The following is a 13,435-nucleotide window of genomic DNA, read 5'->3' as shown; positions in this document are numbered from 1 at the left end:
GGAGCCGTGGCTCCTTTGCGTATCCTTTTAGGTCACGTTACTGTCTGGTCAGAGTCCTACCGTGACACCTAACTTCCTGTTTTTCAAGGTGCTGTCCTTGCACTGTCCAATCATGATTGGTGGAGCTGGCGGGAGTTGAACCCGCGTCCGAAATTCCTACATCCTCGGTACTACATGCTTAGTCTGTCTTTACATTCACCTGCCAGCTGCGAACAGACACGCCACTGACAAACTAGCCTGATTAGTTTTAACGCTTCAACCCCAGGCAGGGCATCCACGCGATCTCTTTTGGGTTTGACCTCTCTTGATCCCCGTCCTAAGAGCGGAGGCTAGGGAGAGAGGGCTCTTAGCAGGTTATTAAGCTGCTAAAGCGTAGTTTTCGTCGTTTGCGACTATTTTTTTGCGGCTTTTTACGAGGCAAACCGCCCCTCGGCATGCACCTTGGGTTTCGCAAATCCCGTCGAATCCAGAATCAGCCCCAATGTGTTGAACTGAGTATAACAGATTTTTGACCCAGCACACCACTCCATAAGCCTGTCGGACGCTGGAGAAGCGCGTTCGCTCAAAGTGTGAACAGCACGGTAGTGACAGAGTGTAAGCAGCGCTTCATCCGTCTGAAGCGCTCCTGAATATTAAATAATAAATGATGGTAATTATCATAATAAGAGAATACAGGATATATTCTAGTTTAATTTTTAGCTTCACATTGCATTATTCAAATTCTAAGTAATCACTTGAGTGTTCATTTAAGTAGGGCTTAACCTTTATTTTAGTGATAAAGGATATATCCTGTTTCCCAAAAAAATATGTATTAATTTGTGATATTGGAATTTGCCTATTACGAAAAAGTGATTATATATTTTAAGCAGATGATTTTCGTATTTCTGCAATGGATGAAAAATCAAGCCCAGTAAAATCAACGTTTTGCCCCATAAATTGCTCCAGAAACCATACCGAGCCCAATTCTGCCAGATAACTTTGGCTCCCATTGGCTTACCCAAAATAAATACGTCAGGTGCGTGACATAAGGCACTTGCTGCAAGAGGAATATAATATGGCGCCGAAAAATGGCCTTCCCGGATCCGTGGATATTATAAATCAAAAGACCGGCGATATCGTGATGGAATATCCGCAAAACGCCGATCGCGTCGTTAATCTCTCGCAGACAAGTATTGTGCGCGTAAATGCTTCTCCCGCCTCGGTAAACTTTTACGAGCGCGAAGGCAATGACCTGATCGTCCATATGAAAGATGGCTCTACGGTTCGCTATCAACGCTTCTTTTTCCTTGATGAAAATGGTCTGCACAGTGAGCTGGTGTTCGAGGATGATCTCGGTGCGCACCACGCGGTGTTCCCCTTTGCCGCCGAAGCCGGACCAATGACCGCTGAAGCTATTGTCCCGGCGATGTCTGAGGTCGCCGTCGACTCGTTGATTGGCGCAGGCGGTATTTCAGCGCTGGCGGTACTGGGTGGGCTGGCTGCCGTAGGGGGCATTGTAGGTATTGCTGCCGCTTCCGGTGGTAGTGGCGGTGGTGGGGATAACGACAATAACAATGGCGGCACCACTCCTCCGGACGGTGGCGGTACGACTCCCCCTGATGGCGGCGGCACCACTCCGCCGGACGGTGGCGGAACCACTCCCCCTGACGGCGGCGGTACCACTCCGCCGGATGGCGGCGGTACGACTCCCCCTGACGGCGGCGGTACCACACCTCCTGATGGAGGCGGTAGCACTCCCGGGACGTCAACCCTCACAGTGGAACCCCTGGCTGAGGATAACCTGCTCAATCAGCTACTGGTGGCGCGCAATCAGGTGCTGAGCGGTTCGACCGAGGCGGCGAACGCCGGTAGTGTCATTACCATCATGTGGGACGACAACGTCTGGACCACGACCGTTAATCCCGACGGCTCATGGGCATTTATGTTCCCGCCGGAAGTGCTGCAAAGCCTGTCGCAGGGGCCGGGCACGCTGCGCGTACGGCTGCTTGATTTCAGGGGACGCACCGTTGAAACATCAATGGATGTGATGGTGGATACGGTTCCGCCTGTGCTGGACACGGTGCCGTTCGTACCGAACCAGGTATTTGACAGTTCTCAGCTTGGCGGGGATAAAATTCTTCGCGGATTTGCAGACGCCGCTGATGAAGGCAGCACCGTTTTAATTACCCTGAATGGTAATAATTACTTTGCTATCGTTGACAGTAACGGCAACTGGCAAACGACTATCCCGCTTACGGATCTTCAGGCGCTGAGCGATGGCGAAAGCTACACCATCAGCTACGAAATCACCGATCTGGCGGGTAACATTACCACCGGCAGCAGTGATTTTACGGTTAACCTCACCGCGCCGGCAATCAGCGTTAACCCGCTCACCGGCGATGATGTGCTTAACAGCGCGGAGATCCAGCTGGATCAAACGCTCTCCGGCAATACGCAAAATATCGCCGCCGGGCAGACGGTGACTATCACCCTGGGCGGACAAACCTGGTATGCGGTGGTGCAGGGCGACGGCAGCTGGAGCGTCACGCTGCCCTCAGGCGATCTGCTGGCGCTTGCCAATGGCAGCAACACCATCACCGTCAGCGTGGTGGATAAAAATAACCAGACGATTACCAGCAATCATCCGATCACGGTTGATACCGCACAGACCGGCATTGCTATCGCCATCGTCTCCACCGATGACTACCTGAATGCGGCGGAAGTGACCCAGCCGCTGGAAGTGCGCGGCGTCACCACGGTATTTGGTCCGGCGGTGTCGGTGCTGGTGGAGTTCAACGGCAAAGTTTATAACGCCGTGGTGGATAACGCGGGTAACTGGAGCGCGGTGATCCCCGCCGAAGATCTGGCGGAGCTGAAAGACGGCCCGCGTGAAATCACCGCCACCGTTACGCTCGGCACGCAGACTGCCTCTGATGAACATATTCTGAACGTGGCGGTTAACCATGTTCCGCAACCCTCGCTGAACACGCCTTTTGCTGACGGTATACTGAGCGCAGGCGAGCGGGATGTGGCGCAGACCATCGCGGGCAATACCGGCATCAGCGGGCCGGGGCAGAAAGTCTCGGTGCTGCTTGGCGGAAAAACCTACACCGCCACCGTCGACAGCGACGGCAACTGGGCGATCACCGTGCCGCCTGCCGATCTGCAAACCCTGCCGCAGGGAACGGTATCGATGACGGTCAACGCGTCGGATGCGGCGGGCAATACCGCAACGCTGCCGGGCAGCGCCATTGTCGATACCCTGGCGCCGGATCTGGCGGTGCTGCCGGTTGCCGGTAGCGGACGTCTGGGCCTCGAAGATATGAATACTGCACAGGTGCTGAGCGGTATCTCATCGGTGGAGGAAGCCGGGCGTCCGGTTACCGTGGTGCTGAACAATAAAACCTACACCACAACGGTGGGCAGCGACGGCAACTGGCGGACGGCGCGAATTTAGCGACTGTCACCCTGACGGACGCCGCCGGTAACCCACGCGTTATTGAGCAGACCATCAACGTCAAAACCACGCCGCCGACCGCCACCGTCACCTCCTTTGCCGGTAATAACGGGCTGGACGCGGCAGAAATCAAAACTGACCAGTTACTGCGCGGTACCACGACCGATGCCGAGTCGGGCAGCCGGGTAGTGGTGACGCTGGGCGGTAATACGTACCAGTCTGTGGTGGCCAGCGACGGTAGCTGGACGGTACTGATCCCGTCCGGCACGCTCTATCAGCTGACGCCGGGGGAAAACCCGGTGCAGATCAGCGTCACCGATATTTACGGCCAGACAACGAACAGCATCTATCCGGTGACGGTGGACAGCGCCCCGACGGCGGTGGCGATCAGCATCATCTCCGGCAATGACTATATTGGCGTGCAGGAAGCAGCGGGCGTGGTGACCATCAACGGTACCAGCGCCGGTCTGCCGCTCAACACCGAGGTGCAGGTGCTGGTGAACGGCGTGACCTATCCTGGTTTTGTCGATGCCAGCGGCAACTGGAGCATCACGCTGGCACCGGGCGCGCTTTCCGGATCGGCGGATGGTCCGCTGACCATCACGGCGAGCGCCGTGGTTAACGGCGTGACGGTGAGCGATACCCATACGGTTAATCTCATCCTCAATGCGCTGCCGCAGGCAAACAATGACCCGCTGTTTGGCGATGGTGTGCTGAACGGCGCGGAAATTCAGCAGAACCAGACCCTGACCGGGGAAACCGGCGTCACCGGGCCGGGGCAGACGGTGAGCGTCAATCTTGGCGGTAACACCTTTACCGGCACGGTGAATGAGAACGGGCAGTGGAGCGTGACCATTCCTTCCGGCGCGCTGGACAGCTTAACCAATACCGATTCGCCGCTGCCGGTGACGGTCACAGTGACTGATATTGCCGGTAACACCGCCACCAGCACGCCGATCAACGTCAACATTGATGTTGAACCGCCGGTGCTGAGTTTTGATCCTTTTGCCACTAACGACACGCTTAACCTGGCGGAAGCGGGCGCGACCCAGACGCTCTCCGGCGTCGCCAGCGGCGCGGGCGCAGACCAGCCGGTCACTGTTGTGCTTAACGGCCAGACTTACACCACCACAACAGGCGCGAACGGCGTATGGTCTGTCGATATTCCGTCTTCGGCGCTACAGGCGCTGCCGGACGGGCAGGCGACCTTTACCGTTACCGTGACGGATGCGGCGCAAAACAGCACCACCGCCAGCCATAACATCAGCGTGCGCATCGATCCGCAGAAACAGCCGCTGCTTACCGTGGATCCGGTCGCCGGGGATAACGTGATTGACGCCGCCGAGCGCGGCGAAGCCATCACCCTGACCGGTAAAGTGCTGAACGTTGAAGCGGGCCAGACGGTGACCGTCACCCAGGGCGGCTCCAGCTGGACCGGCACCGTGGGCGCCGATGGCAGCTGGCAGGTCACCATTCCGCCGGGCGAACTGGCCGGTCTGCTTGACGGTGACTATGCGCTGAGCGTACAGGTCAGCGATTCGGCGGGTAACAGCACCAGCGCCACCCGGCCGTTTACCGTTGACACCACCGTCAGCGCGATCTCCATTGCGCCGCTCACCGGCGACGATCGGGTGAGCCTCAGCGATATTAATAACGCCAGTGGCCTGGTGGTCAGCGGCAGCTCCGTCGGACTGGCGGAAGGAACGCCGATCACGGTGACGCTGAACGGCAAGCTATACGCGGGCGCCGTTGGCGCAGGCGGGGCGTGGAGCGTAACCGTCCCGGCAGAGGAGGCGCGCGCCATCAGCGATGGCACCGCCACTCTCACCGTATCGGCCCAGGACGGCAGCGGCGATGTCGTGAGTAATAGTCATCAGTTCACTATTGTCACCACCACCCTGCCGGCCGTTTCCATGAATCAGCCGTTTACCGACGGTATTGTGAACAGCAGCGAAGCGCTGACGGGCGGCACGCTGAGCGGTACGACCGGCGTCAGCGGCGCAGGCCAGCTGGTACAGGTACAGATCGGCTCCGGCGCTCAGGCGCAGACGCTGACGGCCACCGTCGATGCCAGCGGCAACTGGTCGGTGAACGTCCCTTCCACCTTGTTGAACAGTTTAACCGACGGCACCGTGCCGGTGGTGATCACCGCTACGGATGGCGTGGGTAACGCGGCGGTGCTGGAAAGCAGCATCCTGGTGGACAAAACGCCGCCGGTACTCACCCTGGGCGATGTGGCGGGCGACGGCACGGTGAATGCCGCCGAAGCGGCAGGACCGATAGTGCTGACCGGCACCGCCACGCCTTACGATCCGGCGCAGCCGCAAACCGTCGTCGTGCAGATTAACGGCCAGACCTATAATGCCCTGATCCAGGCCAACGGAGACTGGAGCGTGACGCTGCCTGCCGGGGCGCTGAGCGGCATCCCGGATGGCCCGGTAAGCATGACGGTCATCGCGACTGACAGCGCAGGGAACAGTGCCGTCATCAAAGAGAGCTTTACCCTCGACGCCTCGCCGGTGAATGCGCCGCAGGTCACCATGAACAGTATCTCGACGGATAACTATGTTAATGCCAGCGAAGCCGGTTCGCCGCTGGTGGTGTCCGGCTCGACGGTGAATGTGGAACAGGGGCAGATCGTTACCGTTACGCTGAATGGCGTTGACTATCCGGCCACCGTGCAGGCCGACGGTAGCTGGAGCGTGGCAGTTCCGGCGACTGACCTGGCGGCGGTGCAGGACGGCGTGCAGCCGATCCGCGTGACCGTCACCGATGCGGCGGGAAACCTCGACGACGCCACGCAGAACGTCACCTTTATCACCCAGCCAGGCAGCCAGCCGACGCTCAGTATCGACAGCGTGGCGGGGGATAACGTTATCAGCGATCCGGAAAGCAGCGGCGCAGTTGCCATTACCGGTGTCTCCACCAATCTGGCGCAGGGCACACTGGTAACGGTGACGCTGGCGCCGGGCGGAGGCAGCTATACCGCCAGCATTGGCGCGGACGGCAGATGGTCGGTGCAGGTGCCCGCCAGCGTGGTCAGCGGGCTGGCGGATCAGACTTATACGGTCACCGCCACCGCCAGCGATGCGGCCAGCAACCCGGCAACCAGCACGCAGCAGGTGCGTGTCGATACCGTCGGGCCGGACATCAATCTGGATCCCAGCTTCCTGTCCGATGGGCTGGTTAACATCAGTGAATCCGCCGTCGCCCAGACCCTGAGCGGCACTACCACGCCAGGCTCCATCGTATCGCTGACGATCAACGGTACCCCTGTCGAAACCCGGGCCGATCAGCTGGGTCAATGGAGCATTGTCATTCCGGCAGAGGAGTTGCAGGCGCTGCCGCAGGGCCCGTCCACGCTGACCCTTACCGCCACGGATCCGGACGGCAACATTTCCAGCACGCCGCTGCCCATTAATGTGGGCAACACGACGCTGCCTGCCATCACCATCGGCAATACGCTGATGCTGACCGATGGCATGATAAACACCGCAGAAGCGACCGATGTGGGGCAGATCACCGGTACCTCAACGGGGTTGCCTGCCGGGGCGACGATCACGCTGTTTATTGGTACCGTGCAGATTGGTACTGCCTCGGTTGGCAGTGATGGCAACTGGACGGCGACCATCGCGCCGGGCACCTTTAACCAGTTTGCTAACGGTCCGTACACCATTACCGCCAGCGCCGCCGATGCCTATGCTAACCCGGCCAGCGGCAATCTGGGGATAGAAGTGGTGCGCGCGGCCCCGGATGCGACGCTGCCTGCGACGCTCTTTACTGACGGCATCATCAATCAGCTGGAAGCCAGCACCGGGCAGATCCTTACCGGCACCACCGGCCTCACCGGCGGCGGGCAGACCGTGGCGATCACCATTACCGGCAATGGCCTGACCGATCCGATCACGGTTAACGGCGCCGTGGATAATAACGGTAACTGGACGGTACAGCTGCCATCGACGGTCTTAACCGGGCTGAGCGACGGCGCTTACTCCCTGGCGGTGACCGTAACGGATAAAGCCGGCAACAGCGACACCAGCCCGGCTCAGGACTTTGACGTCCGCGCGGGTGTGCTGCCGACGCCGACGCTGGATACGGCCTTCGGTAATGGCGTGCTGATCAGCAGTGAAGTGGCAGACAGTACGCTCACCGGCACCACCGGGCTGGATAAAGCCAGTATTCAGACTATCCAGGTCAGTATTAATAACGGTCCCTTTATCACCATCACCGACGCGAATATTGGCGCGAACGGCGAGTGGACCCTGCCAGTCAGCGCCGGGACGCTGGGCACATTGCCGGACGGCACCATTCCGGTGAAAATCATCGTCACCGATACGGCGGGCAATATCGTGAACGGCGACGGTAACTTCCAGGCCGTGATCAATAATGTGCCGGAAGTTACGCTGGGCACGCTCTTTACCGATGGCGTGCTGAATAATTCGGAAGCGGCCGCAGGCCAGGTGCTGACCGGCAACACCGGGGTCACGGGTGCAGGGCAGACGGTCACCGTTACCCTGAACGGCGTGCCTTACAATACCGGCGCGACTGTGGATGCAAACGGCCAGTGGAGCGTTACCCTGCCGCCGTCGGCGTTAACCGGCTTAACCAACGGCCAGACGCAGACCGTGGTGGTGACGGTGAGCGATGCCTATGGCAACGTGGATTCCGCCACCCAGACCTTTGTGCCGCAGCTGGCATTGCCGACACCGGGCGTGACTAACCTGTTCGGCGGCGATGAGACGCTGAATATCAGCGAGGCGGCAGGCCCGCTGACGTTGACCGGCAGCACGGGTCTGAGCGGCGGCAATCAGTTTGTCACCGTGACCATTGATGTTGACGGCGTCACCTATGTGGCTGATGTCGATCCGGCGGGTCAGTGGACGGTGTCGCTGCCGGCTGGCACCCTTCAGGGGCTGGATCCGGCGACGGCGCACACTATCGTCGTGCGTGCCGAAGATCAGTACGGTAACGTGCAGACCGCCCAGGTGCCATTTGACGTCGCCTTTACCGCGCCGACCGTGACGGTGAACACGCCGATCTTTGGCGATAATTATCTCAACATCAGCGAATCCACCGCGCCGGCCAGCCTGTCAGGCACCTTTACTTCAAGGGATCCGGCGGCCACCACGGTACAGGTCACCATCGGCGGCAAAATCTTTGACGCCACCGTCGATCCGCTGACCAATACCTGGACGCTGGCGCTGGACAGCGACAGCTGGAACGGTGTCGATCGCGGTCAGCAGAGCGTGATCGTCACCATCACTGACGATGCCCAGAATACCGGCAGCACCAGCACGCCGGTGGTGATCGCCCTTAACCAGCCGACCATTTCAGTGAACGCGCCGTTCGGCAACAGCGATCTCGACTGGACGGAAAGCCAGCAGCTGCAAACCCTCACCGGTACCACCAGCAATGTGGAGGTGGGGCGCACCATCACCGTGACGCTGGGGGGACAGACCTTTACCACCACCGTACAGCCGGGCAATACCTGGGCGCTACAGCTCACTCCGTTGCAGATGGCGACGCTCGCCAACGGCAGTACGACCCTTGAGGCAACGGTGCAGGATATCGCAGGCAACCCGGCCACCACCGGGCCGGTGGGCGTCACCATTGATACCGTACCGCCAGCCTTCAGCGTGACGGTCAACCCGGTGGCGGGCGATAACTTTATCAACGCCAGCGAGTTCAGCGCCGGGCCTGCGATCACGGTCAACGGCCAGAGCAATGGGTACCCGGCAGGTACGCTGCTTAACATCACCGTAAATGGCGTGCTGGTGGGAACGGCAACGGTGGACGGCAACAACACCTGGACGACCAGCGTGCCGGTCAGCGCCTTCCCGGACCAGACGAGCTATACCATTGAAGCCACCAGTCAGGCTGCGCCGAACTCCACCTCCTCGGTGGTGGTGCAGGTGGATACGCTCGCCCCGACGCTGACCCTGAATCCGGTGTCCGGTGACGATATTATCAACGCCGCCGAAAGCGGTCAGCCATTGACGCTGGGCGGCACTGCCAGCCTGTCGGAAGCCGGGCGCACGGTGTCGGTGACCCTCAACGGCAAGACTTACTATGCGGTTGTAGGATCGGACGGCAACTGGTCAACGGTGGTGCCGCAGGCGGATGTCGCCGCGCTGCCGTCGGGCAGTACGCCGGTGACGGCGCAGCTAAGCGATGTCGCAGGCAACCCGGCGGTGGACGGCAGGATCCTCAGCGTGCAACGCGATGAGCCGCTGCTGGAGGTCAACGCGCTTAGTGTGCCGGCGGTGCTGAATACCGTGGAAGCCGCCACCGGTATGCTGGTGGCGGGACGCGGCGAGCCGGGGAATACTGTAACAGTGACGCTCGGGCCGCTCAGCTGGAGCAGTACGGTCGATAGTAACGGTAACTGGAGCCATACCTTCCCGGAACTGGATCTGCGCACGCTGACCGACGGGGCGCAGGTGATTAACATCACCTCCACCGATGCGGCAGGTAATACGTCCAGTAATAATGTCGGGCTGAACGTCGCCCTCAACCAGGGCCTTGGCGTTGTGGTTAACGATGTCTTTGGTACCGATGGCGTGCTGAACGTGGCGGAATCGCTGCTCACGCAGCTGGTGACCGGGCAAGTAAGCGGCGATTATCGCGGCGCGACGGTGAAAGTGACCATCGCCGGGGTGAGCGCCACTATCCCGACCACCACGGTGGGCGCCGATGGCAAATTCAGCATCCAGCTGCCGCCCGATCTGTGGACTGGGCTGACGCAGGAAACCCTGCAATTGCAGGTGGATGTCACCGATATTTACGGTAACTCCACTAATCAGATCATCAACGTCGGCACGGCGCTGACCGATCTGCCGGTGATCGGCGATATTACGGTGGCGGCAGATAACATCATCAACCTGGTCGACAGTACCACCAGCCAGGTAGTGTCGCTGGGTCTGAATAATGCGGCCAATGTCGCGGGCGTGGTGGTCACCATTGCCGGGCGCACCATTCAGGGAACGCAGGATGCGCTGGGGAACTGGATCGCCACGCTGCCGCCGTCGTTACTCGGCGCGCTGCCGGACGGTACCGTAGGGGTTGCGGTCAGCGTAACGGATAAATTTGGCAACGTAGTAAATGGCAGTACCGATCTGACGGTGGCGGTAAAAGCACAGCCTTCTATTGTGCTCGACCCGCTGTTTGGCGACGGTATGCTGAGCATTTCGGAACTGTTAAGCGGGGTGATCAGCGGTACGGCGACCGGGCTGAATGGCCGCACCCTGAGCATCAAAGTCGGCGATACCACTGCATTCACGACCAATGTGGACGGCAACGGGAAATGGTCCGTTGCGCTGCCGGAGGCGGTGCAGGCAGCGCTTCAGGGGCTGGGCACCGGCAACGTGGCGGTAAGCGTGCAGGCGACGGATCAGTACGGCAACAATGCGGCCGTGGGCGCAAACGTGGCGCTGGATCTGCTCGCGCCGGTGCTGAATGCCGTCACCCTGTTTGGCGACGGGCTGCTGAACGCCGCCGATGCGCTGCTGACGCAGACCATTACCGGTAGCGTCGGGCAGGCCCCGGTCGGTTCCACGGTGAGCGTGCAGATCGGCACTAAAACCTTCGCCGGTGTGCTGGCGGGTAACGGTACCTTCAGCATTAATGTCAGCCCGGCGGATTTAGCTTCGCTGGCGGACGGCGTGCTGACGCCAGTGATCACCATTCAGACGCCGGACGGCAATACCACCACCACCAATGGCCCGGCCATCAAAGTGGGGCTGACCGGTCTGCCGACGGTGAGCGTCAACACAGGCACGCTGTTTGGCGGCGACGGTTATCTGAGCCGGGCGGAAGCGGATGCAGGCCAGATCATCAGCGGCGTCACCAGTCTCGCCAGCGGCACGGTGACCGTGCGCGTCGGCACTGCCACGCTGACGGGCACCATCAACAACGGTACCTGGTCGGTGAACGTTCCGCCATCTGTATTGCAGGGACTGGCGGACGGTAACGTCACCGTCAGCGCCAGCGTGCGTGATGATGTTGGAAACCCTGGCTCCAGCTCGCAACTGATTAACGCCGTGATCAACGCGCTGCCTTCTGTCAGCCTCAATACGCCGTTCGGCGACGGGAATCTGAGCCTCTCGGATCTGCTGGGCGCGCAGGTGCTTAACGGTACCACCACTAACCTGGCGGCAGGCACTGCCCTGACTGTCACCCTCGGCGGCCTGACCTTCAACACCACCGTCGGCAGTGATGGCTCCTGGCGTTTACCGCTGCCGACCGCCACCCTGCAGGGGCTGACGGACGGTACGTTGTCCGTGGGCGTCACCGCGCGGGATGTGGCGGGTAACGTCGCCACCGATACCAAAAATCTGCTGGTAGCCATCCAGCAGGCGCCGACGCTGGTGATCAACTCACTGTTTGGCGACGGTGGGCTGAACGCGACGGATATTCTCAGCGCCCAGACCATTACCGGCTCGGCGACCAATGCGGTCGGCTCGCTGGTGAACGTGACGCTCGGCAACAAGGTTTACCAGGCGCTGGTCGGATCCGACGGCAACTGGTCGGTCTCGGTGCCGAAAGCCGATCTCAGCGCGTTGCTCGACGGCACCTTGACGGTTAACGCCTCGCTGACCAACCCGGCGGGCAACGTCGCGGGCACCAGCGGGCTGCTGAACGTGATCACCCACAGCCTGCCGTCTATTTCGCTGACCTCGCTGTTCGGCAACGATGGCTTCCTGAACGTGGCGGAGTCGAACGGTACGCAGACCATTTCCGGGCGCATTAACGGTGGCATCACCGACGGCTCGCGGGTTGTGGTATCGCTGGGCGGCACCAGCTATAACGCCACGGTGAACCCGGACGGCAGCTGGTCGTTACCGGTCAGCAGCACGGTGCTGAAAGGGTTGACCGGTGGCGCGCTGAAAGTGGGCGTGTCGGTCATCGATAAAGTCGGCAACACCAACAGCACCAGCACGGATGTGACGGTCAAACTCACCACGCCGGAGTTGACCTGGAACCCGCTGGCGACCCTGAACCCGCTGACGCTGCTGACCAAAGGGCTGACGTTAAGCGGCGGTTCGCGCAATCTGGGGGCAAATGCAGTGGTGCATTTATCGCTGCTTAACGGCACGGTAAGCACCACCGCGATAACGGACGCCAACGGCAACTGGTCCACCACACTGAGCCTCGGTCTGAACATCCTGAACCTGTTGTCGCTCACCAGCGTGGTTAACCTGTACGCCACCGATGCCGCTGGCAACACCGGCTATCTGAACGTCGGCCTGGGCGGGAATATCATCTCCACCACGCCGCCTGCCACTCTGATGGCGCTGGCGACGGATGACTCCAGCTTCGTGCTGCATTCAGACAGTATCAACACCGTACAGGAGACTGACAGCGCACCGGCCAGCACCCTGACCGCACGCGCTACCGCGACGGCTGCCACTACCGAAAGTGATAGTACGCTCAACCAGACGGAGGAGGCGGCCTACACTATTGGAGGCGTCAGCATCACCCTGGCGGACGGCACCGAAGCCAGCGGCGATAGCGTGCAGGGCAGCGAGGGCAATGACACCATTCACCTTACGACCCTGGGCTTTGTGGAGATCGACGGCGGCGCAGGCACCGATACGCTGGTGCTCAACGGCGTGGATCTGGTACTTAACCTGATCGACGCCGCCACCCGTGTGCACAACATTGAGATCATCGATCTGGGCAAATCGGGCACCAACAGCATCACGCTGGATCTGAACGAGGCGCTGACGGTGACCGATAAACCGGAAGATGACCTGATCATCAAGGGGAGTAAAGGCGACAGCGTGAATCTGGTGCATGGCAACAGCGACATCTGGGCGATCAGCGGCCAGCGGGAGGTGGATGGTATGCAGTTCGACATCTACCACAACAGTTCACAAAGCAACACCTTAGGCGATGTACTGGTGCAGCAGGGTCTGCACGTCAATATGGTCTGATGACCGGATCGCAGCCTCAGGGACGAGGCGAGGGAACGTAAAATATCACCACGGGCAGCCAAAG

General features: G+C 60.4%; 2 protein-coding genes and 1 other RNA gene. 2 read left to right on the top strand and 1 reads right to left on the bottom strand.

Annotated features, from left to right (window positions below; translation table 11 throughout):
• Positions 1-117: 117 nt before the first annotated feature.
• Positions 118-480: a transfer-messenger RNA gene (gene ssrA / locus QRD42_RS19570) on the bottom strand.
• A 574-nt stretch (positions 481-1,054) separates the two neighbouring features.
• On the opposite strand from ssrA, the gene QRD42_RS19565 reads away from it, so the two are divergent.
• Both QRD42_RS19565 and QRD42_RS19560 read left to right on the top strand, forming a co-directional pair.
• The gene (locus QRD42_RS19565) at positions 1,055-3,436 is read left to right on the top strand and encodes an Ig-like domain-containing protein (RefSeq protein ID WP_321987897.1); all 2,382 of its coding nucleotides are present in this window, start codon (positions 1,055-1,057) and stop codon (positions 3,434-3,436) included.
• On the top strand, positions 3,415-13,371 hold the full coding sequence (locus QRD42_RS19560; RefSeq protein WP_321988799.1) for an Ig-like domain-containing protein: 9,957 nt from the start codon (positions 3,415-3,417) through the stop codon (positions 13,369-13,371). The genes QRD42_RS19565 and QRD42_RS19560 overlap by 22 nt, the downstream gene beginning before the upstream one ends.
• Positions 13,372-13,435: the final 64 nt, after the last annotated feature.

It is taken from the genome of Enterobacter sp. PGRG2 (assembly GCF_030291195.1).
Lineage (GTDB): Bacteria > Pseudomonadota > Gammaproteobacteria > Enterobacterales > Enterobacteriaceae > Enterobacter_D.
This window is presented reverse-complemented; position numbering and strand designations above follow the sequence as displayed.